This is a genomic window from Affinibrenneria salicis (genome assembly GCF_008710095.1).
Genome location: NZ_VYKJ01000011.1, coordinates 117,897 through 142,631 on the forward strand (window position 1 = coordinate 117,897; position 24,735 = coordinate 142,631).

At 60.0% G+C, this 24,735-nt stretch carries 19 protein-coding genes and 1 pseudogene; 13 read left to right on the forward strand and 7 right to left on the reverse strand.

Annotation, left to right across the window (positions count from 1 at the left end):
• Positions 1 to 11 precede the first annotated feature (11 nt).
• The 4 genes from FJU30_RS19175 (at position 12) to uca (ending at position 5,843) form a co-directional block, all read left to right on the forward strand.
• Positions 12 to 797, forward strand: coding sequence for an ABC transporter ATP-binding protein (locus FJU30_RS19175; RefSeq protein WP_150436580.1), 786 nt, complete (start codon positions 12 to 14; stop codon positions 795 to 797).
• Entirely contained in the window at positions 794 to 1,516 is a 723-nt protein-coding gene (locus FJU30_RS19180) for an urea amidolyase associated protein UAAP1 (RefSeq protein ID WP_150436581.1), read from the forward strand. The genes FJU30_RS19175 and FJU30_RS19180 overlap by 4 nt, the downstream gene beginning before the upstream one ends.
• 2 nt (positions 1,517 to 1,518) lie before the next feature.
• Positions 1,519 to 2,154 (forward strand): urea amidolyase associated protein UAAP2, encoded by a 636-nt coding sequence (locus tag FJU30_RS19185; protein ID WP_150436582.1) that lies wholly within the window; start codon positions 1,519 to 1,521, stop codon positions 2,152 to 2,154.
• A gap of 80 nt (positions 2,155 to 2,234) precedes the next feature.
• Positions 2,235 to 5,843 (forward strand): urea carboxylase, encoded by a 3,609-nt coding sequence (gene uca, locus FJU30_RS19190; RefSeq protein ID WP_150436583.1) that lies wholly within the window; start codon positions 2,235 to 2,237, stop codon positions 5,841 to 5,843.
• Between the two features lie 68 nt (positions 5,844 to 5,911).
• Here the strand turns inward: uca and FJU30_RS19195 are convergent, their stop codons facing one another.
• Positions 5,912 to 7,249, reverse strand: coding sequence for a gluconate:H+ symporter (locus FJU30_RS19195; RefSeq protein ID WP_150436584.1), 1,338 nt, complete (start codon positions 7,247 to 7,249; stop codon positions 5,912 to 5,914).
• A gap of 1,216 nt (positions 7,250 to 8,465) precedes the next feature.
• Here FJU30_RS19195 and FJU30_RS19200 point away from each other — a divergent pair.
• Entirely contained in the window at positions 8,466 to 8,672 is a 207-nt protein-coding gene (locus tag FJU30_RS19200) for a hypothetical protein (RefSeq protein ID WP_150436585.1), read from the forward strand.
• Positions 8,673 to 8,805: 133 nt separating this feature from the next.
• Complete coding sequence (locus tag FJU30_RS19205; protein ID WP_150436586.1) at positions 8,806 to 9,330, forward strand: helix-turn-helix domain-containing protein; 525 nt, start codon at positions 8,806 to 8,808, stop codon at positions 9,328 to 9,330.
• 460 nt (positions 9,331 to 9,790) lie between these two features.
• Here FJU30_RS19205 and FJU30_RS27730 read toward each other — a convergent pair whose 3' ends face one another.
• The 5 genes and pseudogenes from FJU30_RS27730 to FJU30_RS19230 form a co-directional block, all read right to left on the reverse strand.
• Entirely contained in the window at positions 9,791 to 10,432 is a 642-nt protein-coding gene (locus FJU30_RS27730) for a hypothetical protein (protein WP_449500875.1), read from the reverse strand.
• A gap of 30 nt (positions 10,433 to 10,462) precedes the next feature.
• Positions 10,463 to 10,928: pseudogene (locus FJU30_RS27735) on the reverse strand (iron-containing alcohol dehydrogenase); the annotation flags it as partial.
• A 1,420-nt stretch (positions 10,929 to 12,348) separates the two neighbouring features.
• Positions 12,349 to 14,418, reverse strand: a complete 2,070-nt coding sequence (glyS, locus tag FJU30_RS19220) for a glycine--tRNA ligase subunit beta (RefSeq protein WP_150436587.1) — start codon at positions 14,416 to 14,418, stop codon at positions 12,349 to 12,351.
• 9 nt (positions 14,419 to 14,427) lie between these two features.
• Positions 14,428 to 15,342, reverse strand: coding sequence for a glycine--tRNA ligase subunit alpha (glyQ, locus tag FJU30_RS19225; protein ID WP_150436588.1), 915 nt, complete (start codon positions 15,340 to 15,342; stop codon positions 14,428 to 14,430).
• Positions 15,343 to 15,455: 113 nt separating this feature from the next.
• On the reverse strand, positions 15,456 to 16,262 hold the full coding sequence (locus FJU30_RS19230; protein ID WP_150436589.1) for a sulfite exporter TauE/SafE family protein: 807 nt from the start codon (positions 16,260 to 16,262) through the stop codon (positions 15,456 to 15,458).
• 196 nt (positions 16,263 to 16,458) lie between these two features.
• Between FJU30_RS19230 and FJU30_RS19235 the strand changes: the two genes are divergently transcribed.
• From FJU30_RS19235 to ghrB, 7 genes are all read left to right on the forward strand, one after another.
• Positions 16,459 to 17,022: a DNA-3-methyladenine glycosylase I gene (locus tag FJU30_RS19235; RefSeq protein ID WP_150436590.1), complete on the forward strand. Its 564-nt coding sequence runs from the start codon at positions 16,459 to 16,461 to the stop codon at positions 17,020 to 17,022.
• On the forward strand, positions 17,019 to 17,468 hold the full coding sequence (locus FJU30_RS19240; RefSeq protein ID WP_223881642.1) for an N-acetyltransferase: 450 nt from the start codon (positions 17,019 to 17,021) through the stop codon (positions 17,466 to 17,468). The genes FJU30_RS19235 and FJU30_RS19240 overlap by 4 nt, the downstream gene beginning before the upstream one ends.
• A 72-nt stretch (positions 17,469 to 17,540) precedes the next feature.
• A complete protein-coding gene (locus FJU30_RS19245; protein WP_223881643.1) occupies positions 17,541 to 18,578 on the forward strand; it encodes a LacI family DNA-binding transcriptional regulator in 1,038 nt (345 codons plus the stop codon).
• 311 nt (positions 18,579 to 18,889) lie between these two features.
• Positions 18,890 to 19,639: a sugar phosphate isomerase/epimerase family protein gene (locus FJU30_RS19250; RefSeq protein WP_150436591.1), complete on the forward strand. Its 750-nt coding sequence runs from the start codon at positions 18,890 to 18,892 to the stop codon at positions 19,637 to 19,639.
• 5 nt (positions 19,640 to 19,644) lie between these two features.
• The gene (locus FJU30_RS19255) at positions 19,645 to 20,604 is read left to right on the forward strand and encodes a sugar kinase (RefSeq protein WP_150436592.1); all 960 of its coding nucleotides are present in this window, start codon (positions 19,645 to 19,647) and stop codon (positions 20,602 to 20,604) included.
• A gap of 252 nt (positions 20,605 to 20,856) precedes the next feature.
• Entirely contained in the window at positions 20,857 to 22,125 is a 1,269-nt protein-coding gene (locus FJU30_RS19260) for an MFS transporter (RefSeq protein WP_150436593.1), read from the forward strand.
• Positions 22,126 to 22,276: 151 nt separating this feature from the next.
• Positions 22,277 to 23,248: a glyoxylate/hydroxypyruvate reductase GhrB gene (ghrB, locus tag FJU30_RS19265; protein ID WP_150436594.1), complete on the forward strand. Its 972-nt coding sequence runs from the start codon at positions 22,277 to 22,279 to the stop codon at positions 23,246 to 23,248.
• 200 nt (positions 23,249 to 23,448) lie between these two features.
• Here ghrB and FJU30_RS19270 read toward each other — a convergent pair whose 3' ends face one another.
• Complete coding sequence (locus FJU30_RS19270) at positions 23,449 to 24,660, reverse strand: aldose 1-epimerase family protein (RefSeq protein WP_150436595.1); 1,212 nt, start codon at positions 24,658 to 24,660, stop codon at positions 23,449 to 23,451.
• Between the last annotated feature and the right edge of the window lie 75 nt (positions 24,661 to 24,735).

Genomic DNA, 24,735 nt, shown 5'->3' on the forward strand with positions numbered 1-24,735 from the left:
GGAGGCGACGCATGAGTCTGTTGACCCTGAAAAATCTGGCCAAACATTACGGCGATCAGGTGGTGCTGGAGCGCCTCAACGCCGACGTACAGCGCGGCGAATTCGTGTCGATTGTCGGCGCCTCGGGCTGCGGCAAAACCACCTTTCTTAACCTGATGCTCGGCACGGAAAGCCCGAGCGCCGGTCAGTTGCTGCTCGACGGCCGGCCGATCGCCCAGGAACCGGGCGAGGATCGCGGCGTGGTGTTCCAGCGCTATTCGGTTTTTCCGCATCTCAGCGCGCTGGAAAACGTCATGATCGGCGACGAATTCAGCCACGCGCGCTGGCTGGGCCGGGTGTGGGGAAAACAGCGGCGTCCCTTGCGACAGCGCGCCGTTGAGATGCTGCAGCAGGTCGGGCTCGGCCACGCGCTGCATAAATACCCGCATCAGCTGTCCGGCGGTATGCAGCAGCGGCTGGCGCTGGCTCAGGCGCTGATGAAACAGCCGCGCATCCTGCTGCTGGACGAGCCCTTCGGCGCGCTGGATCCGGGTATGCGCGCCGAGATGCACAACCTGATTACCGAGCTGTGGCGGCGCCACCGGCTGACCATTTTCATGATCACCCACGACCTGCGCGAAGGATTCTCGCTCGGCTCCCGGTTATGGGTCTTCGACAAACTGCGCCACGATCCACAGGCGCCCGATGCCTGGGGAGCCAGCATCACCTACGACATTCCGCTCGACCGCCAGCCCGCCGGCACGCCTGCGGCGCTGGCGGACAGCCTGAGCGCATCCATGATGAGGAGTTCACAATGAAACCTTACCGTTATCAGACACAACTGCCGGCCGGCTCGCACTGGTCGTTCCGCCTGTCGCGGGGCACCGCGCTGCGCCTGACCGACGTCAGCGGCGGCGCCAACGTCGGTATGCTGTTGTATAACCCGGAGAACCTGCTGGAACGCTATAACGCGCCGGACACGCTCAAATGCCAGCACACCTTCCGCCTGACCGCCGGACACTGCCTCTATTCGGATATGGGGAGGATTTTTTGCGGCATCGAGGAGGACAGTTTCGGCTGGCACGAAACGGTATGCGGCGCGGCCGGCGCCGAGCGGGTGGCGCAGCAGTTTGGCGAACTCGACTACCAGCAGGCCCGTAATCAGCGCCACCAGAACGGCCGGGACAGTTTTCTCACTGAACTGGCTAAATATGGTCTGGGTAAACGCGACCTGGCCGCCTGCGTCAACTTTTTCGCCCGCGTCAGCGCCGATGAAAACGGCCGGCTGGCGCTTGAACGGCAGGGCGCCGCCGGCGCCAGCGTTACGCTGCGTTTCGCGCTCGATACGCTGGTCGTGCTGCACACCTGCCCGCATCCGCTGGCGCAGGAAGGCGAATATCCACGCGGACCGGTCGATATTCAGCTGCTGGCGGACAGCGCCCCGCTGCCGGATATCTGTCTGACGCGGCCGGAAAACCGCCGCGGGCTGACCAATAACCAGCTTTACTATCTTGCCGAACAACCACAAGGAGTCTGATCATGATGCAGCTTAGCACGCGCGATCCTCAGCAGGCCGGCTATCGTCAAACGATCGGCGCCGGCGATTACTGGCTGCGGCGCATCGGGCAGGGCCAGACCTTGCGCATTACCGATCTGGCGGGCAACCAGGCCGCCGATACGCTGTTTTTCAACGCCGACGATACCGCCGAGCGCTACAGCGTGATGGAAACGCTGCGCGGCCAGCGCAACCTCTACCTGACCACCGGCAGCATTCTGCGCTCAAGCGAAGACCGGCCGATGCTGACCATCGTGGCCGATACCTGCGGGCGCCACGATACGCTGGGCGGCGCCTGCGCCAGCGAAAGCAATACCGTGCGTTACGATCTGGAGACGCGCCACATGCACGCCTGTCGCGATAGTTGGATGCTGGCGCTGGCCAGCCACCCGCAGTACGGTCTGACCCGGCGCGATATCACCCATAACATTAACTTTTTTATGAATGTGCCGGTCACGCCGGACGGCGAGCTGACCTTCGCCGACGGCATCTCCGCGCCGGGAAAATACGTGGAGCTGGAGGCGCATATGAATCTGCTGGTGCTGATTTCCAACTGCCCGCAGTTGAATAACCCCTGCAACGGCTATGACCCAACGCCGATCGACGTCGCCGTCTGGTAACGTCCCCGCGCGGCGGGACGGCCCGCCGGATGCGCTGCGTATTATCCGCAGGACGACCTGCGCCACCATGAGAAAAAGTCATGTTTGAACGCGTACTGATTGCTAACCGTGGCGCAATCGCCGTGCGTATCATCCGCACCCTGAAGCAGATGGGCATCCGCGCGATTGCGGTCTATGCCGAGGCCGATCGCCATTCTCTGCACGTTCGTCTGGCGGACGAGGCCTGTAGTCTGGGCGAAGGAAACGTGCGCGCCACCTATCTCGATCAGGAAAAATTACTGCATATCGCCCGGCGCAGCGGTGCGCAGGCGGTACATCCCGGCTACGGCTTCCTCAGCGAAAACGCCGAATTCGTCACCCGCTGCCTACAGGCCGGCATAGTCTTCCTCGGCCCGACCGTCGAACAGATGGCGGCATTCGGCCTCAAACACCGCGCCCGCGCGCTGGCGCAGGAAAATCAGGTGCCGCTGCTGCCGGGAAGCGGGTTGCTGACCGACCTGGAGCAGGCCGAACGCGAAGCGCGGCGCATTGGCTTCCCGCTGATGCTGAAAAGCACCGCCGGCGGCGGCGGCATCGGCATGCAGCGCTGCGACGACGCAGAGTCGCTGCGTGCGGCCTTTAGCCGCGTCAAACGGCTGGCCGGCAATAATTTCGCCGATGACGGAGTATTTTTAGAAAAGTTCATCACCCGCGCCCGCCATATCGAGGTGCAAATTTTTGGCGACGGCGTCGGCAACGTCATCGCGCTGGGCGAACGCGATTGCTCCGCCCAGCGGCGCAATCAGAAGGTGCTCGAAGAGACGCCGGCGCCAGGGCTGAGCGACGACGTTCGCATGGCGCTGCAACGCACCGCCATCCGCCTCGCTCAGGCGGTCAACTACCGCAGCGCCGGCACTGTGGAGTTTGTCTATGACGACAGCGCGCGACAATTTTACTTCCTGGAAGTGAATACCCGCCTGCAGGTAGAGCACGGCGTCACGGAAATGGCGTACGGCGTCGATATCGTGCGCTGGATGGTCGAACTGGGCGCCGGCTGCCTGCCCGCGCTGACGTCGTTAAATTGCGCGCCGCGGGGTCACGCCATTCAGGTGCGTCTGTATGCCGAAGATGCGGCGAAACAGTTTCAGCCCTGCGCCGGCCTGCTCAGCCAGGTTGTCTTCCCGCAACAGGCGCCGTATGCCGCCCTGCGCATCGACAGCTGGGTCGACGGCGGCTGCGAGGTGTCGCCGTTTTATGACCCGATGCTGGCCAAAGTCATCGTTCACGCCGCCACGCGCGATGCCGCGCTGCGGGCGCTGAGCGGCGTGCTGGACGGCACCACGCTGTACGGCATCGAAACCAATCTGCCCTGGCTGCGCCACCTGCTGCATCAGCCCGCCGTGCGGGACGGCCGCGTGCTCACCGCTACGCTGGGCGACGTTCGCTATCGACCCGCCACGCTGGACGTATTGAGCGGCGGCACGCTCACCACGCTCCAGGACGCGCCGGGCCGCATCGGCTACTGGCATGTCGGCGTGCCGCCGTCCGGCCCTTACGACAGCCTCGCCTTTCGCCTCGGCAATCAATTGCTGGGCAACGACGAACGCTGCGCCGGGCTGGAGATCACGCTGCGTGGCCCGACGCTGCGTTTTAATCGCGACTGCGCGTTGGTGCTAGCCGGCGCGCCTATCGACGCCACGCTCGACGACCGGTCGCTGCCCCACTGGCGGGTGGTTAACGCCCGGGCCGGCCAGACGCTGGTGCTGGGGGACGTGGCGCAGGCAGGCTGCCGCAGCTACCTGCTGCTGGCCGGCGGGATTGACTGCCCCGCCTATCTGGGCAGCCGCAGCACCTTCACGCTCGGCCGTTTCGGCGGCCACGCCGGGCGCCAGGTGCGCGCCGGCGACGTTCTGCACCTGGCGGCGGCCGGCCAGTTGGCCGAGCGCTCGCTGCCGGCCGGCCTTTACCCGCCGCTGTCGAATGAATGGCGGCTGCGAGTGATCTATGGCCCGCACGGCGCGCCGGAATTTTTCACCGACGAGGATATCGCAACCTTTTTCGCCGCCAGCTGGCGGGTGCACTATAATTCGAGCCGCACCGGTATCCGGCTGATTGGGCCGAAACCGCAGTGGGCGCGCGGCGACGGCGGCGAAGCCGGCATGCATCCTTCGAACATTCACGACAATGCCTACGCCTTCGGCACGGTGGACTTTACCGGCGATATGCCGGTAATCCTCGGACCGGACGGCCCCTCTCTGGGCGGGTTTGTCTGTCCGGCGACGGTGATTCAGGCGGATCGGTGGAAGCTGGGCCAGCTGCGCGCCGGCGACCAGATACGCTTCGTGCCCGTCACGCTGCAACAGGCCGACCAACTGGCGCGCCAGCGCGAATGGACGATTGAAACGCTGACGCCCGCCGGGCTCAGGCCGCCGGCCGCCGCGCCTTCGCTGCCCGACCCGGTGTTGCTGCATCAGCCGGCCCGGGCCGGCCGGCCGGCGCTCACCTGTCGCGCCGCCGGCGATCGCTTCCTGCTGGCGGAATACGGCGAACAAACGCTGGATATCGCGCTGCGTTTTCGCGTCCATGCGCTGATGCAGTGGCTGGAACAGCACCCGCTGGCCGGCATGCTGGAGCTGACGCCGGGTATCCGCTCGCTGCAGATTCATTTCGATAGCCTGCTCTGCCCGCGCGATCGCCTGCTGGCGCACCTGCGGCAGGCGGACCAACGGCTGGGCGACCTGCGCGGCGCGGCGGTGCCTTCGCGCACCGTCTGGCTGCCGCTAAGCTGGGACGACGAGGCTTGCCGACAGGCGATCGCCCGCTACACGCAGTCGGTGCGGCCCGGCGCCCCCTGGTGTCCGAGCAATATCGAGTTTATCCGCCGCATCAACGGGCTGGCGTCGGCCCAACAGGTAAAAGAGATCGTATTCAGCGCCCGCTATCTGGTCATGGGGCTGGGCGATGTCTACCTCGGCGCGCCGGTCGCCACGCCGCTCGATCCGCGTCACCGTCTGGTCACCACCAAATATAATCCGGCCCGCACCTGGACCGCCGAAAACTCGGTCGGCATCGGCGGCGCTTATCTGTGCGTCTACGGCATGGAAGGTCCGGGCGGCTACCAGTTCGTTGGCCGAACGCTGCAAATGTGGAACCGCGATCGCCGCACCGACGCTTTTAGCCAGCCCTGGCTGCTGCGCTTCTTCGACCAGATCCGTTTTTATCCGGTCAGCGCCGCTGAGCTGCTGAGTATCCGCGAACGTTTCCCTTACGGCGATTACCCGCTGAAAACGCAGGAGGGACGCTTTAGCCTGGCGCAGTATCAGGCGCAGCTTGAGCAAGACAGCGCCGATATCGCGGCGTTCCAGCAGCGCCGGCAGCAGGCTTTCGACGATGAACTGGCGCGCTGGCGCGCGGAAGGACAGTTCACCTTTGACAGTAGCCTGGCCGATGAGAACGACGCGGACGAGCCCATTCCCGACGGCTGCAGCGGCGTGGACAGTCTAGTGGCCGGCAGCCTGTGGCAGTGGCTGGTGCAGCCGGGCGATCGCATCAGCGCCGGGCAAACGGTAGGCATTCTGGAATCGATGAAGATGGAAATTCCGATCGTGGCGCCGGTCGGCGGCACCGTGCGTTCGCTGCAGCGTCAGCCCGGCGGACAGGTACAGGCCGGCCAGTTGCTGATGCTGATTGAAACCGATCGGGTCGACTAACCCGCAGGCGGCAAGGCACAACAGCGAGAAACCGGCAAAGCCGGTTCCTCGCGCTGATCTTCCCCCGGCTAATACAGCAGAGCCTCGGTCAACAGAATGAATAGCAGGCCCGAGACGGACAGCACCGTGGTTAAGACCGTCCAGGTGCCGAAGGTCTCCTTCATACTGAGGCCGAACGACTCCTTAATCATCCAGAAACCGGCGTCGTTAACGTGACAGGCGATGACGCTGCCGGCGCCGGTCGCCAGCACCATCAACGCCGGATCGACGGAAAATTGCGCCATCATCGGCACCACCAGTCCGGCGGTGGTCAGCGCCGCAACGGTGGCCGACCCCAGACAAATGCGCAGCACCGCAGCGATCATCCAGGCAATCAGCAGCGGCGACAGCGCGGTATGGCTGAACAGCGTGGCGACATAATCGCCGACCCCGCCGTCGACGATCACCTGTTTGAACGCCCCGCCGCCGCCGATAATCAACAGCATCATCGCAATTTGAGCGATAGAGTCCGACAGCGTCTTACCAATCTGCGGCGCCGGAATGCGGCGCGCGACGCCCATGGTATACAGGGCGATAATCAGCGACAGCAGCATGGCGGTGCCGGGCGCGCCGATAAAGCCAATGACGTTTTTCAGCGGCGACTCGCCGGGCATCATTAACTCAAACAGCGTGGCCGCGCCCATAAAAATCACCGGCGACAGCGACGTCAGCATACTGACCAGAAAGCCCGGCGTATCCTCCAGCCGAAAGGTCTGGCCGCCGCCGAACACCGAGCTATCGACGGACTTTTGATATACCCCCGGCGCCACGCGGGCCAGAATACGGTTAAACAGCGGGCCGCAGACCAGCGTGGTGGGAATGCCGACCATAATGCCCAGCAGCAGCACGTGGCCGATATTCGCGCCGTAGGCCAGCGAAATGGCCGTCGGCGCCGGATGCGGCGGCAAAAAACCGTGCGTCACGTTCAGCGCGGCGGCCATCGGGATGCCGAGATGCAGGAATGATACCTTCAGCTCTCTGGCGATGGCGTAAATAATCGGCAACAGCAGTACCAGCCCCACTTCGAAAAACAGAGCGATGCCGACGATAAACGACGCCACCACCACGGCGATCTGCGTATTCTTTTCGCCGAAACGACGGATCAGCGTGATGGCGATGCGGTAACCGCCGCCGGCGTCCGAAACCAGCCGACCCAGCATGGCGCCGAAGCCAAAGACCAGCGCCAGATGACCCAGTTGCGCGCCGATGCCGCGTTCAATCGAACCGACAATATCCTTTAGCTCAATACCCAGCAGCATGGCCACCACAAAGGAAGTAATGACCAGCGAAACAAAGGTATTCAGCTTTATTCGCATAATAAGAATTAATAAAAGAATAACCCCGGCGGCTACAATCATAATTGGCATAACAAACCCCTTCTTATCAGAGATATATTGAAATAAAAAAATAACGGCGCCGTTATACCCTTCAGACTTCAAGCCGCAGGTGCGTTGGTTTTGTTACTCGCTCATTCATGGGACTCGCCCTTGCAGGGCCGCCGCCAGCGGCGTTCAAACCTGCTCCCGGCCGAGTTGTCGCCCCCAGTTACTGACTGGTGTAATCCCCCGAGGATTAATGAGAGACATTCCGTCTCTCACCGAAAGTCAGCCGTTGTCTGGCGCGATCCGTTGCCGACGAATTTGTCGCTGCGTCACCGCCTTCCTGCAACTCGAGTTATTTTGGGTATATAATTTCTTCGACGATAAAGGTGGAATAAATAGCGCAGGTCAGCTGCCCGCAAAAATAATCCTTGCAGGCTGGCCGGCGCGCCATTGCGCTAACGTTAATACCCCTTCCTGTTTCAGGTTGCTGGCGCATTGAATTCTTCGTAAACCACATTATTTTAAATACAGGTTCGGATATCTCGCCTCCGATGCCATATCTGATTATTTATTTTTTCGTTAGCTTAAAAAGACGATAGTCAGTAAACAGAAAGCAATAAGCGTAATAAATCCGCCGAGCCAGCCGGCAATATCCACTATAAAATCCATAAATAAATAGCTTCGCATAATAGCGCTACACTTGCAGGATATGACATCCCACCAATACCGACCCCGCACGATGAGAAGCGGAGCATAAATATGCGAGGTTATTTATACCGGCGCAGGCTAAACCATAAGATAATCCAGCAGCCCGGTCGCGCTGGCCGTGGCCTTTCGCGTCACCCTGTCCATAGCCTGTAAACCGATCATCATAACTGGACCGTAAATTAAGAGGTCAATCGCGGTCAGACTCAAAGGGTCAATCAATGGCGGACCAGATGGATTCAACCAATACGCCGGCATGGCGATTGACACGCCAGCCACAAATATAATAGTGACGGGATCACCGCTGTCTTTAAAGGCCAGATTTTTGAGCCAGCCGCTTATTTTCCGCCTTTCCACTCTCGAATTATTTAGGGTATATACCCGTCATACTTCAGGTTGCAAATGCGTTGGCTACGCTCAATTATTCGGTCTTTGCCTGGTCGCCCTCCTGCCGGAGCGCCGCCGCGACGTGCAAATCCGCCCGATGAATTTTTCACTTTCTTGCCGCTTTCCCGCATTTAGAATTATTTAGAGTGAACGACCGGTGATTTCCGGCATGATCGATTATTTATGTCATTTTTTATTCCCTGTATTTATTTCCCTGCAAACGTTCATTGTTACTGCGATCGATTACGCCGCGCCCTTTCCTGATAATATTCACGCCACGAAAGATATAGGCCATGTCTCCGGACGGCGGAAAAATGGCGAATACGAACCCGCCGCGCCAATCTTGTTTAATGGCGGGTATTATGTGATCCTCTGATGTTTATCCGGTCGTCCGTCAAAGGGATAACCAGACAATGGATAAACATTAGCCGAACAAAAAAATCATATCAAGGCTTTAATTCGAATTTTTGTGATGAAGCATATATTTTAATTCGAAGAGGATTTGTTGCATGGCAGAAAGTGATCGAAACGACATTAATGATTTAAAAACCAGTCGGGATCTCATCATAGAAAAACAAGCTATTCACCTGTTCGGCGAACGTCTGAAGATCGCAATGAATGGTTTAAGTAACATGGAGTTGTCACGCCGCAGCGGGCTATCGGAAACCACTATTCGCAAATATGTGCAGGGCAAAATCTATCCGGGACTGGACAACCTTGCGCTGGTGGCGGAAGCATGCGGCGTATCGCTGGCGTGGCTGGCCACCGGCAGCGGGATTTCGAATAAAAGTTCGAATATCGCTATCAATGAAGAGAGGCAGGCGCGCGAAAGTTCGCCCCTGAGCGATGACGATACCGACCGGCAGCTGGCCGCGATCTTCCGGCGTTTGACCGTTACCGATAAAAACGCGCTGATCGAGATTATTTATCGCATCGGCATTGAGGGATTACTCAGGCAGCTAAAAGAAGAGCAGAAGACGCCGCTGGACGAGCGAAAGCCTCTGCCGGCCGCCTCCACGACGCAACCGGAATAACGCCGGCGCAGACACCGATGAATCAATGCTGAGTGTTCACGCATGAGCGGTCAGCATTGCTTTTTCGCCCGACTGGCGGCGGGAACGGCAACAATCACCACCTCCCCCGGAGGTGGTTTAGGGCTGACGACAAAAAAGGCCGGCGATGGTTTATCATCGCCGGCCTGTGATTGAACGCTGTGGACCATGAATTTTATCAGTATCCCGACGGGCTAAAGACCAGGCTGAACACCTTTGCGATGAACAACGGGCTGACGTCCGCGACGCCCGAATAATGCCGGTTAATCCGTTATCCCGCCCGACGCGCCGCGGCCCGCCCTGCTGACAAAATCTGACAGCGGAGTGCCGTAGCCTGAGCGCCATCCATTTATCGATGCGGACGTATCGCGAGGCACGATGTTATTCAGCGGCCCGCGTTCACCTGCCGACCGGCGCACGCTTACCGCGCGCGACAAGCCGGTTAACCGTACCAGGCTTCGCAATACAGCTGGCGCATATCCGCCACGCTCGGCTGACGAGGATTAGTCAGCGTGCAGGGGTCCGCCAGCGCATTGGCGCTCATACGGTCCAGTACCCGGTTAAACTTATCCTCCGGGAAATCCACTTCATGGCAGTCGCTAAAGGTCGCCGGAATATCGATGCGGGCATTCAGCTCAAGAATGGCTGCGGTCAGGCTGGCGATACCGAGCTGTTTTTCCACCTGCCGGTATTTATCGGTATTCTGGCTGTTGTAGCGAATCACATAAGGCAGCAGAATACCGTTGGCCAGCCCGTGGGTAACGCCGAATTCGCCGCCGATTTTATGCGCCAGCGAATGTACAATCCCCAGCGAGGCGTTGGTGAACGCCACCCCGGCCAGCGCCGACGCATTATGCATATGGCAGCGCGCCCGCATATTGTCAGGCTCACGCCAGGCGGTTTCCAGATGGTCGAATACCAGACGGATCGCTTCCTGCGCATAAGGATCGGTAAAGGATGTAGCGGCGGTGGAAACAAAGGCTTCCAGCGCGTGCGTGAGAACATCGATCCCCGAACTGGCGGTTACCCAGGCCGGGCAGGTCGCCGGCAGCGCCGGGTCGAGAATGGCGATGTCCGGCACCATATCCGCCGCCACGATAGGGTGCTTAATATGCGTATCGGTATCGGTAATCACCGAAAACGCCGTAATCTCCGACGCCGAACCGCTGGTGGAAGGAATGGCGATAAAACGCGCCCGGTTGCGCAACGGCGGCATTGAACCAACCGGCAGAATCTGCTCCAGCGTCAGATCAGGATGCTCATAAAAGCACCACATCACCTTTGCCGCATCGATAGCCGAACCGCCGCCGATCGCGACAATCCAGTCCGGCTCGAACTCGCGCATCAGCGCCGCGCTGCACCGTATGAAGAGAGGGGTTAGGTTCAACGTTGTCGATCAGCATACAGTCTATCCCCGCCTGCTTAAGCAGACCTTCCGCCTGCGCCAGGAAGCCGTTGCGCTTCATGGCGCTGCCGCCGGTGACCAGCGCCGCCTTACGGCCCGACAGCCTGGCCAGACGCGCCATCGCGTTTTCGCCGTAAATAATCTCGCGGGGAATGGAAAAATTAATCGCACTCATAATAGTCTCCTGTAATTAAAAAATAAGAAATTGGCGTTACAGCAGACGGAGGCATATTGAGATCGTCAGATTCGCGTATCGATAAAATACGCGCCATATTTAGACGTTATCCCATCAGGGCTATTTCACTTGCCATGTTGAATCCGGGCTGGGCCAGAAATCCTCACGTCCTGTGCGTACGCGGCGGCGTATTCGCTGCGCTCGCCCGGCGGGCCGGACGGACAGCCATTCAAAATGCGCGGCATTTTGTCTGCGCGCTGTCCGCGTCCAAACCGGCTGCGTGAATAACGCCTGTCGGACCTGGCTCTTAAGTTTCCGGATCGCCCAGATCGAAATCGATGGCTTTATAGCCGTTATATTTGAATCGCCAGCAGGTTGGCAACATGCTGAATTCTTCAGGATACATCTTCTCTTTTTGGGCTATGTCTGACGTTTCTCCTCACCGTTCAATTACCCTTCATACTTCAGGTTGCAGGTGCGTAGGCCTTGTTACTTGCCCGATCCATGGGGCTCGCCCTTGCCGGCCGCCGCCAGCGGCGTTCAACTCTGCTCACGACAGGTTTGTCGCTCACCCCGGTCACTTACTGCCGTGAGCTGCCGGGGATTAATGAGAGGCATTCTGTCTCTCAGCGAAGCTCAGGCGTTGGCTGGACAAATTCATTGCCGGCCAATGTGTCGCTGCGTCGCCGCCTTCCTGCAACTCGAATATTTTGGGTAAATAATAAAATACATAAATGTTTTTTATTATTTACAGACTACAGAGAATCTGACGCTCCATCACAAAATACAATGAATAAATACCGGCCTGATAATACCGAAAAATAGACACCCTCTTATCGGGCGGATAAATAAGATAAGGGAAAATTAATAATCATAAGAAAAAAAGTCTGTTATATGTTTTATTAATAAATAACCTTTCACTATGAAGTCAATAACTCGCGCGGTAGAAAGAAAGCATCACCGTACGCCGGCGACAATACATCTTCGTCAGCCGCGATCTGTCACCCCCCTGGTTTAGTTCGCTCATTCTGGCACGTTTAGTCTATTTTTCAATCACGTGAAAATTAAATTTCACAGGACAGATCACAAAAAGAATTTGAAAACAAAATGTTATCAAAATGATCGGTAACGGATCACACAGCAAAACGGCATCAACACGCGGACAGAAAACGCAAGCCGTCTTCGTCAGGCGCGGCATCAAATAAGACCACGAAAAAAGGAGAAAGCCACGCGCGGCAAGGCGGGAAAGTCAGGGAGACAAAGACAAAGACAAAGACAGAGACAGAGACAGAGACAGAGACAGAGACAGAGACAGAGACAGAGACAGAGACAGAGACAGAGACAGAGATAATATCGCGCTCGAGACGGCCAGGACAAACCGCCCATCGATAGGATGGCCGGTCGCCCTGGCGCGGCGCGCTTACTGCAGTACGGAGATATCCGCCACCTGCAGGAACAGTTCACGCAGTTGGCTGAGCAGCGTCAGGCGGTTAACCCGCACCGACGCATCATCGGACATCACCATAACCTGATCAAAGAAGGCATCGACCGGCTCACGCAGCGAGGCCAACTCCTCCAGCGCTTCCTGATAACGCCCGTCGGCAAACAGCGGCGCCAGTTTATCGCGCAGCGTCACCAGCTGGCTCGCCAGCGTGATTTCCGCCGCATCCTTCAACAGAGCGGCGTCCACCTCGCCATTCAGCGTATCGCTGGATTTCGCCAGGATATTGGACACGCGTTTGTTGGCGGCGGCCAGCGCGGTCGCGGCTTCCAGCGAGCGGAAATGGCTCACCGCCTTCACCCGGGCGTCAAAATCCGCCGGGCGGGTCGGGCGACGCGCCAGCACCGCCTGGATGGTGTCCACGCTGTGGCCTTCTTCCTGGTACCAGGCGCGGAAGCGACCGAGCATAAACTCAATCACGTCATCCACTACCTGCGCGTTGGTCAGCTTATCGCCGTACAGACGCGCCGCTTCCTCCGTCAGCGCCTGCAGATCGAGCGGCAGGCCTTTTTCCACGATAATGCGCAACACGCCGAGCGCGGCGCGGCGCAGCGCAAACGGGTCTTTATCGCCTTTCGGATGCTGACCGATGCCGAAGATGCCGGCCAGCGTATCCATCTTATCGGCGATGGCCAGCGCGCAGGATACCCGCGACGACGGCAGCGCATCGCCGGCGAAGCGCGGCTGATACTGTTCGTTCAGCGCGATGGCCACATCTTCCGCTTCGCCGTCGTGCCGGGCGTAGTGCATACCCATTACGCCCTGGGTATCGGTAAATTCGAACACCATGTTGGTCATCAGGTCGCATTTGGACAGCAGTCCGGCGCGCGTGGCGTGATTCACATCCGCGCCAATCAGCCCCGCCACCCAACCCGCCAGCGCCTGGATACGGTCGGTCTTGTCGCGCAGAGAGCCCAGTTGCTGCTGGAACAGCACGGTTTCCAGACGAGGCAGATGATCTTCCAGCCGTTTCTTGCGGTCGGTATTGAAGAAGAACTCGGCATCCGCCAGACGCGGACGCACCACTTTTTCATTACCGGCAATAATTTGCCGCGCATCCTTCGATTCGATGTTGGCGACGAAAATGAAGTGCGGCAGCAGCTTGCCGTCGTCGTCGTATACCGGGAAGTATTTCTGGTCCCCTTTCATGGTGTAGACCAGCGCTTCCGCCGGCACCGCCAGGAACTTCTCTTCGAAGGTCGCCGTCAACACCACCGGCCATTCCACCAGTGACGCCACTTCTTCCAGCAGGCTATCGCTCAGATCGGCTCGGCCGCCAATCTTGCGCGCCGCCGCTTCGGCATCGGCTTTGATTTTCGCCTTACGCTGCGCGTAATCGGCCATCACCTTGCCGCGCTCAAGCAGGATTTCCGGGTACTGATCGGCATGGTCGAGGGTGAATTCGGCTTCGCCCATAAAGCGGTGGCCGCGCACCACGCGGTCGGAGGCGATACCCAGCACCGTCGCGGGGATCAGCTCGTCGCCCAGCAGCAGCGTCACGGTGTGTACAGGACGCACGAACTGCGTGTCTTTATCGCCCCAGCGCATCAATTTCGGGATCGGCAGTTTGGCCAGCGCGTTGCTCACCATGCCGGGCAGCAGCGTTTGCGCCGGCGCGCCCTTGACCTGCGCGCGATACAGCAGCCATTCGCCCTTATCGGTGACCAGGCGCTCAGCCTGATCCACGCTGATGCCGCAGCCGCGTGCCCAGCCCTGGGCCGCTTTGGTCGGCTGCCCCTCGGCGTCGAATGCCTGCGCCACCGCCGGTCCGCGTTTTTCTACTTCGCGGTCGGGTTGCGCGCTGCTCAGGCGCGCCACTTTCAGCGCCAGACGGCGCGGCGCGGCGAACCAGCTGACTTCGCCGTGGCTCAGGCCGGCGGCGTCCAGCTCGGCGCTAAAGTTGGCGGCAAAGGATTCTGCCAGATTGCGAAGAGCCTTCGGCGGCAGCTCTTCCGTGCCGATTTCCACCAGGAAAGTCTTGTCTGTCATGGCTGCCTCTTAGCTCTCTTTCTTATTGCACATCGGGAAGCCCAGCGCCTCGCGTGAGGCGTAGTAGGCTTCGGCTACCGCTTTGGTCAGGGTGCGAATACGCAAAATATAGCGCTGACGCTCGGTGACAGAGATGGCTTTGCGCGCATCGAGCAGGTTAAAGCTGTGCGCCGCTTTCAGAATACGTTCGTAGGCCGGCAGCGGCAGCGGTTTTTCCAGCGTCAGCAGTTGCTGGGCTTCGCGCTCATACTGCTCGAAACAGGTGAACAGAAAATCTACGTCGGCATATTCGAAGTTATAGGTGGATTGTTCCACCTCGTTCTGATGGAAGACATCGCCGTAGGTGGTTTTCCCCAGCGGGCCGTCGCACCAGACCAGATCGTAAACGCTGTCCACGCCCTGAATGTACATAGCCAAACGTTCCAGACCGTAGGTAACCTCGCCGGTAACTGGCCGGCATTCCAGCCCGCCGACCTGCTGGAAGTAGGTAAACTGCGTGACTTCCATCCCGTTCAGCCAGACTTCCCAACCCAGTCCCCAGGCGCCCAGCGTCGGGTTTTCCCAGTTATCTTCCACAAAGCGGATATCGTGGATGGCGGGATCCAGCCCCAGCTCTTTCAGCGAGCCGAGATACAGCTCCTGAATATTGTCCGGCGAAGGCTTGATGATCACCTGAAACTGGTAGTAGTGCTGCAGGCGGTTGGGGTTTTCGCCGTAGCGACCGTCGGTCGGACGGCGCGACGGCTGCACATAGGCGGCGGCGATCGGCTCCGGACCGAGCGCCCGCAGGCAGGTCATGGGGTGAGAAGTTCCTGCGCCGACTTCCATATCCAGCGGTTGGATAATGGTACAGCCCTGGCGCGCCCAATAATCCTGTAATGTCAGGATAAGGCCCTGAAAGGTCCTGGTATCAAACTTTTGCATGTTGGATTCGCACGCGATACAAGTGGATTGTCAATGAAGGCGCCAGTATACCCTCTGACCGCAAGATATACAGCCCGAATCCGGTAACAAGTTGCTGGGCCGCCGCGCCGCGCTCAGCGAGTAAAAATGGTATGCAGCATTTTCAGACTCAGGAGCAGCAGCAAACAAGCGAACGCTTTTTTCAGCGTAGCCACCGGTAAACGGTGCGCCAGCCTGGCGCCGAACGGGGCGGTAAAATAGCTGACCAGCGAGATCAGCAGCACCGCGGGCAGCAGGACATAGCCCGCGCTATAGGCCGGCAGCCCGGTCGCCGACCAACCGTTAATCATATAGCCGGCCGCGCCCGACAGCGCGATGGGCAACCCGACCGCGGAGGAAGTGCCGATCGCCTGTTGGATGCGCACGTTGCACCAGGTCAGAAAGGGAACGGTCAGCGAACCGCCGCCGATGGCCACCAGCGCGGAAATACCGCCGATCGCCAGCCCGGCGAACGACATGCCGATCGTGCCCGGCAGGTGGCGCTGCGCTTTGGGCCTCACGTTTTTCACCATCTGAAACGCGACCCACGCCATAAAGCAGGAGAAAAAGATCGCCAGCGCGCGCGTAGGCAGCAGCGCAACCAGCCAGGTCGAAGCGAAGGTGCCGACCAGAATGGCCGGCGCGATGCGCCACACCACCGGCCACAGCACCGCCTGGTGGCGATGATGGCTGCGCATACTGGAAATCGCCGTCACCACGATGGCCGCCATCGATGTTCCCAGCGCCAGATGCACCAGGTGCTCGTCCGGCACGCCCTGGGCGGCGAACATGGCCGTCAGCGCCGGGACCATAATACCGCCGCCGCCGATACCCAGCAGCCCGGCCATAAACCCCACCACGGCCCCCAGCGCCAGATAGACCGCAACCCATTCAACTGTCATTCTCATTTCTCCTTTTACCCACATGCAGCCCCGCGCCGGCACTTAACGCGAAGCCGCTCACAGAGCGAAAGTAGCTGGTTGCCCATACAGTGTTGAGTGTGCCATTATCATTTTCACCGCCGGCCTTCGCAGAATAACAAACCTCCCGCCGGGCCATCGCCATCACGCCGACAGGCAAAAACGACAGGGAATCATCATGAAACGCTGTGGCTGGGTCACTCAGGATCCGCTGTATCAACAATACCATGACTACGAATGGGGCGTGCCCTGCAACAATGAACAAAAGCTATTTGAACTGTTGTGTCTGGAGGGTCAGCAAGCCGGTCTGTCCTGGATCACGGTGTTAAAAAAACGCGAAAACTATCGCCGCGTGTTCCATCAGTTCGATCCGGCGCGCGTGGCGGCCATGACGCCGGGTGACGTGGACCGTCTGCTGCTGGACAGCGGCATTATCCGCCACCGCGGCAAAATCGAAGCGATTATCGCCAATGCGCGCGCCCTGCTGGCGATGCGTCAGCAGGGCGAAACGTTCACGACCTTGATCTGGTCCTTTGTCGATAACCAACCGCGGATTAACCGCCCCGCCGCGCTGGCCGACGTGCCGGCGCGCACCGCGACGTCGGATGCGCTGTCGAAGGCGTTGAAAAAACGCGGCTTCAAGTTTATCGGCTCAACGACCTGCTACGCCTTTATGCAGGCGGCCGGGCTGGTGAACGACCACGTTATCGACTGCGGATATCAACCGGAACGCCGCGCGTGACGCCGCGCCCGCTGCGTCAAAGCGATCTGGATGAGCTGATGGCGCTGTGGCTGCACAGCACCACGCAGGCGCACCCGTTTATCGAGCCGGCCTACTGGCGGGAGAGCGCCGCCGCGCTGCGCGAGCGCTATCTGCCGTCGGCCTGCACCTGGGTCGCCGGGCGCGCCGGAGAGATGGACGGCTTCATCAGCGTGTTCGACGAGCGTTTCATCGGCGCCCTGTTTGTGCACCCGGCACGTCTGGGTCAGGGCACCGGCCACGCGCTGCTGCGGCATGTTCAGCGGCGTTCGCGCTGGCTGAGCCTGGAAGTGTATGAACAAAACCAGCGCGCCTGCGCGTTCTATCGGCGCCACGGCTTCCGCGTGGCCGAACGCTTGTTCAACGAGGAAACCCAGCACTGGACCCTGATCATGAATTGGTGGGCGCCCGGCCAGATCGGCTTCTGAGCGCAGGCATTCCCGGCCTGGCGCCGGGTGTGTTAGTCTCGCTGGCAGACAACCAGAAAACGGAGGGGCTGTGTGAGCAGAGGGGAAATACCGCGCGCGGCGGGGCGCGCCACCATCAGTGATGTGGCCCGAACGGCCCGCACCGGCAAAACCAGCGTGTCGCGCTACCTGAATGGCGAACAACACCTACTCTCCGACGCTCTCAAACAGCGCATCGAGCAGGCCATCCGCCAGCTCGACTACCGCCCCAGCCAGATGGCGCGCAGCCTGAAAGGCGGTCAGACCCGGCTGATCGGCCTCATCATCGCCGATATCACCAACCCCTACTCCGTGGACGTCATGCGCGGCATCGAGGCCGCCTGCCGTCAGCACGGCCTCACCCTGCTGGTGTGCAACACCAACAATGAGGTCAATCAGGAACAACACTATCTGCAGCTGCTGAGCAGCTATCGCGTGGAGGGGATCGTGGTAAACGCCGTCGGCATGCGGGAAGAAGCGCTATCGATGCTGCAACAATCGCAGCTGCCGATGGTGCTGATTGACCGCAAAATTCCCGATTTCGCCTGCGATATGGTGGGGCTGAACAACCATGAGGCGGCCAGCCAGGCCACCAGCCACCTTCTGCAGCAAGGCTTTGAGGCCATTCTGTACCTCAGCGAACCGGTTGGCGCGATCAACACCCGCCAGGAACGTCTGCTGGCCTTCCGCCAGACCATGGCGCAGCATCCGCATCTGGCGGCGGAACAGGCGGAAACGCCGCTCAACGACGGCAAAAAGCTGGAAGCCGTGCTGCATGAATTCAGCGCCCGCCACCGCGGCATGCGCAAGGCGGTGATCTCCGCCAACGGCGCGCTGACCCTGCAGGTCGCGCGGGCCATGCGTCGCCTTGGCATCCTCTGGGGCAGCGATATCGGCCTGCTGGGCTTTGATGAACTGGAGTGGGCCGAACTGGCCGGCGCGGGCATCACCACGCTCAAACAGCCGACCTACCGTATCGGCTACGCGGCGCTGGAACAGCTGGTGCTGCGTATCCAACAGGGTATGGACGCGCCGGTTAACGAACAGGTTTTTTCCGGCACGCTGGTCGTGCGCGGCTCGACCACACGCTGATCTCCTTTCTTTTTGTCGGCGGCTCAGGCCGCTGCGCTCTCCCTGATAACGAACAGATCATCCGTCTGACGCCGCGTTGCGGCGGTTTCACCGCGCGCGGCTCAGAAACGGACCGAGCCATTGCCCGCTCGTTAAGCGAAAGAATGGCGACGGTAGAAGCCTTAAGCGTCCCGTACCACCGGCCGGCGATTTTTTATTCATCTTCGTGATAACGATCATATTTCCGCACTCTGTCGCTTTAATATGGAACCGGTTCCATTTAGCGTAACGCTAAATCATCAGGTGGTAACGTCACCCGCTCAGGAGACAGGATGAAACGACAAATTATGGTGGTTACCGGCGCCTATGGCGCGGATAACGTACGCCGGCATGGCGGTCAGGCTGCCCTGCTGCCGCTGATTGCCGCCGCCGGCGCAGACGGCGTGGAGATACGGCGCGAGCTGTTCACCGCGGGAGAACTGGCGGATTTACCGGCGCTGGCGCGCGCTATCGCGCAGCACCGTCTCTGCGCCGTCTACTCGGCGCCGGAAGCGTTGTTTACGCCGCAACACCGGATCAACCCCAACCTGCCGGCGCTGCTGCGCGAAGCCCATAGCCTGAACGCGCGCCGGCTGAAACTCTCCGCCGGCCACTTTCAGCCAGGCTTTGACTTCTCCGCGCTGCGCAGTCTGCTGGCGCAAAGCCCGGTCGAACTGCTGGTGGAAAACGATCAGACCGCGGACTGCGGCACTCAACCGCTTATCGAGTCCTTCTTTCAGGCGGCGGCGCAAACGTTGCCGGTCGCGATGACCTTCGACATGGCCAACTGGCGCTGGGTGGACGAAAACCCGTTCGACGCCGCCGCCGCCCTCGCGCGCCATGTCGGCTACATCCATGTCAAAGCCGCCGCCCGTGACGCGCGAGGCTGGCACGCCGTCGCGCTGGACGACAGCGACGGCAGCTGGCGCGATCTGCTGGCCCTCCTGCCGACGAACGCGCCGCTCGGCATCGAGTTTCCCCTGCAGGGCGACGACCTGACGGCGGTAACCCGCCACTACATTAATCTTTTGCGCGCGGAGTAAGCATAATGACAACGCTGCTGGCACAACGTGATTTACCGCTGGATGTGGTCACCCTGGGAGAAGCGATGGCGATGTTCGTCGCCACACAGCCCGGCGACCTGGCGGAAGTGGAAAATTTTACCCGCCGTATCGCCGGCGCCGAACTGAATGTCGCGATCGGTCTGGCGCGGCTGGGCCTGAACGTCGGCTGGGTCAGCCGCGTCGGCAATGACGCCTTTGGCCGCTTCACCCTGCAGCAGTTGGAAAAAGAAGGCATCGACGCCCGCCAGGTGACCCTCGACCAACGCTACCCGACCGGCTTTCAGCTCAAATCGCAAGCCATAAATGGAACCGATCCCACCGTGGAATATTTCCGCAAGGGCAGCGCCGCCAGTCATCTGTCCCGCGACGATTTCGCCGCCGATTATTTCGGCTCGGCGCGCCACCTGCACCTGAGCGGCGTGGCGGCCGCGCTGTCCGGCCCGTCGCTGGAGCTCTGCCAGCTGGCGGCGCGGGAAATGCGCGCAATGGGCAAGACGATTTCCTTCGACCCTAACCTGCGCCCGGTACTGTGGTCCAGCAGACAGATGATGGTCGAGCAGTTGAATAAGCTGGCCTGCGCCGCGGACTGGGTGCTGCCGGGCCTGAAAGAGGGCCAGATTCTCACCGGCCAGTCAACGCCGGACGGCATCGCCGATTTCTATCTGGAGCGCGGCGTGCAGGCGGTCATTATCAAGACCGGGCCGGACGGCGCCTGGTTTAAAACCGCCGCCGGCGATCAGGCGACGGTGCCGGCGGTTAAAGTCAGCAAGGTGGTCGATACCGTGGGCGCCGGAGATGGCTTCGCCGTCGGCGCCATCAGCGCGCTGCTGGAAGGCAAAACGCTGATACAGGCGGTGCAGCGCGGCAACAAAATTGGCGCGCTGGCGATCCAGGCGATTGGCGACAGCGAAGGATTGCCGACCCGCGCCGCGCTGACGGAGTAAACATCGGCCCAACCTATTGCAGGCGGCGAACCGGCAGTGAGTCATCCACCGGAACCGCGTCGGACGAGCAATCGGGCAACCGCGCGCGCCGTACAGAGCGCCCCGGCGCCCCCAGGGAAGGGACCAATGACGGCCCGCCGCCGCGCCGGCCGCCTGAACGATAACGGCGTTACCCCCTTCTCCGTCCTGCGTAGACCTCTGGCCCTACACCAGAACGCAACGGGAAGCCTGTCACACTGAAGGAGTCTGACGATGAATAAAACAACCGTTGCAGCCAAACGATGGTGGTACATCATGCCCATCGTATTTATTACCTACAGTCTGGCCTACCTTGACCGCGCTAACTTCAGTTTCGCTTCGGCCGCCGGCATCAATGAAGATCTCGGTATCACCCGCGGCATGTCCTCATTGCTCGGCGCCCTGTTTTTCCTCGGCTATTTCTTTTTTCAGATCCCCGGCGCCATCTACGCCGAACGCCGCAGCGTCAGGAAACTCATTTTCTGGTGTCTGATTTTGTGGGGCGCCTGCGCCTCGCTGACCGGCATGGTCAGCAACATCCCCATGCTGGCGGCCATCCGTTTTATCCTCGGCGTGGTGGAAGCCGCGGTGATGCCCGCGATGCTGATTTACATCAGCAACTGGTTTACCCGCTCCGAACGATCGCGCGCCAATACCTTCCTGATCCTCGGCAACCCGGTCACGGTGCTGTGGATGTCGGTGGTTTCCGGCTATCTGATCCACGCCTGGGGCTGGCGAGAAATGTTTATCATCGAAGGCGTGCCGGCCATTATCTGGGCGTTCTGCTGGTGGGTGCTGGTAAAGGATAAACCCGCGCAGGCCGGCTGGCTGAACGCGCAGGAAAAACAGGCGCTGCAGGCGCAGCTGGAAGAAGAGCAAAAAGGCATCCGCCCGGTGCGCAACTACGGCGAGGCTTTCCGTTCGCGCAACGTCATTTTGCTGTGCATGCAGTATTTTGCCTGGAGCATTGGCGTCTACGGTTTCGTACTGTGGCTGCCCTCCATCCTGCGCAACGGCATGGAAATGGGCATGGTGCAGGCCGGCTGGCTGTCGTCGGTGCCCTATCTGGCGGCGACTATCGCCATGATTGTCGTGTCCTGGGCATCGGACAAAATGCAAAACCGTAAGCTGTTCGTCTGGCCGCTGCTGCTGATCGGCGCGCTGGCGTTCTTCGGCTCCTGGGCGGTCGGCGCCAACCACTTCTGGGTTTCCTACAGCCTGCTGGTGGTGGCTGGCGCGGCGATGTACGCGCCCTACGGTCCGTTCTTCGCCATCATTCCGGAGATGTTGCCGAAAAACGTCGCCGGCGGCGCCATGGCGCTGATCAACAGTATGGGCGCGCTGGGTTCATTTTTCGGCTCCTGGTTTGTCGGCTATCTGAACGGCGCGACCGGCACGCCTGCCGCCTCCTATATGTTTATGGCTATTGCGTTAGTGATCGCCGTGGTGCTGACGCTGATCGTTAAACCGGCGCGCAGCGCGATTCACCCTCAACCGGCCTGATGAGGCGCGGGAAACCCCGCGCCGCTTTGTGCTATGTTGAATATCGACTACCCGGCCGCTTTCAGACTGCGGAGGCGCGGCAACCCCGCGCCTCCGCAGCCGGAAAACCAGCGGGTATGACAGTCCGATCATTCGTTTGCTGGAGTTCGTGATGAAGCCTTCTATCGTGTTGTACAAAAAACTTCCCGCCGACCTGCATGCGCGGCTGGAACAGCACTTCACCGTGCATGCCTTTGACGGCCTGGCGCCGGATAATGACGCGCTGAAACAGGCTCTGCAGCAGGCCGAGGGGCTTATCGGTTCGGGCGGCAAGGTGGACGACGCCTTCCTGCGTCAGGCGCCCAGACTGCGCGCCGCCTCGACCATTTCCGTCGGTTACGACAATTTTGACGTCGCGGCGCTGAATCAGCGCGGCGTGCTGCTGCTGCATACGCCCACCGAGTTAACCGACACCGTGGCGGATACGGCGATGGCGCTGATGCTGACCTGCGCCCGGCGGATCGTTGAAGTCGCGGAGCGCGTGAAAGCGGGCGAATGGCAGGGCAGCATCGGCAGCGACTGGTTTGGCAGCGACGTGCACCATAAAACGCTGGGCATTCTGGGCATGGGCCGCATCGGCATGGCGCTGGCGCAACGCGCGCATTTCGGCTTTAACATGCCGATCCTGTATAACGCCCGCCGCCATCATCCCCAGGCCGAAGAACGTTTTAACGCCCGTTATTGCGATGTTGACGCGCTGCTGGCCGAAGCGGATTTTGTTTGCATCACGCTGCCCCTGACGGAACAAACCCACCACCTGATTGGCCGCCAGCAGCTGGCCAACATGAAATCCAGCGCGATTTTAATCAATATCGGCCGCGGACCGGTGGTCGACGAAGCGGCGCTGATTGAAGCGCTGCAGTCGGGAACCCTCAAGGCGGCCGGGCTGGACGTATTCGAACAGGAACCGCTGCCGTCCTCCTCGCCGCTGCTGACATTGCCAAATGTGGTGGCGCTGCCGCACATCGGCTCCGCCACCCATGAAACGCGCTATAGCATGGCGGCCTGCGCGGTCGATAATCTGATCGCCGCGCTGACCGGCAAGCCCGATCGCAACTGCGTTAACCCGCAGGTGCTGAAGTAAAGCTGACGCGGCTATCGCACCCAAATAAATGTCGGACCGCAGGGTAAATGAGACCGTTTGACACAATGCGCCGCGTTGGCCCGAAGGGATAAAGTCGAAAGCGAATACAGCCGGAAGAATGGGGGCGATAAACGCGGCGGGATTGCCGGTGGAGATACCGGCAATCCCGTTTTACTTCATGATGTTATTGATTCAATAAATTACTCGACGGCGATCGGTTTTTCCGTCAACACGGGTTCATGCTCGCCCTGAATGGTTTTCACTTTCTGCTCCGCCGCTTGTACCGCATCGGCGTTGCCCAGCAGGCTATAAGTCAATTCAAACACCGTGCTTTGCCCCGGCTGCAGCTGTTTAACCCGGCCCTGTTCGCGTTCAATGGTGACCGGATAAGCGTAGCTGGTGCCGGGTTCGATGCCGGTGACATAACCCTGTTTCAACGTATCGGTATTTTTCCACAGCGTCAGCACCGGAAGCTGGCGGGTATTAAAGGCAATCGACACGCCTTTATCTCCGGCACGGTTGACCAGCGCCGCCAGGCTATTGCCTTCGTTGTCGGCGTAAGGCGTGATGTTGAACACCATTTCATCAAAGTCTTTAGTCGGTCCCTGATAGGTTTGCCACTCTTTCAGGCCGGCTTTGGCATAGTCATTAAAAGGCGAGATCTCCTTCACCGGCGCGACGAAACGGGCGCCCTGCTCCAGTATCGGCGTGCTGAAGTTGCTGTGATAAATGATCTGATAATCACGCGGGTAGTCGGCATGGTTGGTCAGCGTATCGTGTACGGTAAACGACGTGCTGCCGGGCACGTAGCGCAGTTCGGTCAAGGTCTGCAGATTGGATTTCTTAAAGCTGTTTTCTTTCAGCAGACCGCGCACCGTAATGGTGTACGGCGCTGTGTCGCTGACCTCCACTTCCACCTTAGAGGCTGGCGTGTTGCCGGCGCGGCCGTGCAGAGTGTAAAGCGTGCCGTCCTTAGTCGTGACCGGGTGCCCCGTCCATTCATAACCGCAGCGCACCATCATTTCATTAAAGCCTTCCAGCCAGCCCAAACCGTTGCGGCTTTCCAGGTTGATGGTGTTTGGGTTAACCACTTCGTCCACCGGCGAATCCCAGCCCAGCCGAACGTTCTGCCCGGTAACGTGCAAAATATCCATACCGCGACTCGGACTCAGGGTAATGGTCAACCCATCGTTGCTGCTGATGGTGATGATTTTACTGCCTTCCTGACGGCCGCCGTGCAGAACCTTCTGCTCAATGCTGAAGCGATGATCTTTTATCTTCAGCTTCTCGCTGTTGATTTGCCAGTTGCCTTGTTCAACACTGCCTTCAGCATCCGTCAGCACAAAGGTTTGCGCTGGAACCTGCCAGGAGACTACGGCAACTGAAATGCCCGCAATCAGTAATTTTTTCATGCTTGACTCCTTTTTGGCTGAATTGATTTAGCTAAACATAGACCAAAGACTACAAAGCATCGACCTGGTGAAGTG

Excerpts from the sequence above, each read along its gene's own strand:
- glyQ (WP_150436588.1), bottom strand. The coding sequence starts at position 15,342 with ATGCAAAAGTTTGATACCAGGACCTTTCAGGGCCTTATCCTGACATTA.
- uca (WP_150436583.1), top strand. The coding sequence starts at position 2,235 with ATGTTTGAACGCGTACTGATTGCTAACCGTGGCGCAATCGCCGTGCGT.
- FJU30_RS19230 (WP_150436589.1), bottom strand. The coding sequence starts at position 16,262 with ATGACAGTTGAATGGGTTGCGGTCTATCTGGCGCTGGGGGCCGTGGTG.
- FJU30_RS19180 (WP_150436581.1), top strand. The coding sequence starts at position 794 with ATGAAACCTTACCGTTATCAGACACAACTGCCGGCCGGCTCGCACTGG.
- FJU30_RS19205 (WP_150436586.1), top strand. The coding sequence starts at position 8,806 with ATGGCAGAAAGTGATCGAAACGACATTAATGATTTAAAAACCAGTCGG.
- FJU30_RS19175 (WP_150436580.1), top strand. The coding sequence starts at position 12 with ATGAGTCTGTTGACCCTGAAAAATCTGGCCAAACATTACGGCGATCAG.
- FJU30_RS19235 (WP_150436590.1), top strand. The coding sequence starts at position 16,459 with ATGAAACGCTGTGGCTGGGTCACTCAGGATCCGCTGTATCAACAATAC.
- FJU30_RS19250 (WP_150436591.1), top strand. The coding sequence starts at position 18,890 with ATGAAACGACAAATTATGGTGGTTACCGGCGCCTATGGCGCGGATAAC.
- glyS (WP_150436587.1), bottom strand. The coding sequence starts at position 14,418 with ATGACAGACAAGACTTTCCTGGTGGAAATCGGCACGGAAGAGCTGCCG.
- FJU30_RS19270 (WP_150436595.1), bottom strand. The coding sequence starts at position 24,660 with ATGAAAAAATTACTGATTGCGGGCATTTCAGTTGCCGTAGTCTCCTGG.
- ghrB (WP_150436594.1), top strand. The coding sequence starts at position 22,277 with ATGAAGCCTTCTATCGTGTTGTACAAAAAACTTCCCGCCGACCTGCAT.
- FJU30_RS19260 (WP_150436593.1), top strand. The coding sequence starts at position 20,857 with ATGAATAAAACAACCGTTGCAGCCAAACGATGGTGGTACATCATGCCC.
- FJU30_RS19185 (WP_150436582.1), top strand. The coding sequence starts at position 1,519 with ATGATGCAGCTTAGCACGCGCGATCCTCAGCAGGCCGGCTATCGTCAA.
- FJU30_RS27730 (WP_449500875.1), bottom strand. The coding sequence starts at position 10,432 with ATGGTGCCGGACATCGCCATTCTCGACCCGGCGCTGCCGGCGACCTGC.
- FJU30_RS19255 (WP_150436592.1), top strand. The coding sequence starts at position 19,645 with ATGACAACGCTGCTGGCACAACGTGATTTACCGCTGGATGTGGTCACC.
- FJU30_RS19200 (WP_150436585.1), top strand. The coding sequence starts at position 8,466 with ATGATCGATTATTTATGTCATTTTTTATTCCCTGTATTTATTTCCCTG.
- FJU30_RS19195 (WP_150436584.1), bottom strand. The coding sequence starts at position 7,249 with ATGCCAATTATGATTGTAGCCGCCGGGGTTATTCTTTTATTAATTCTT.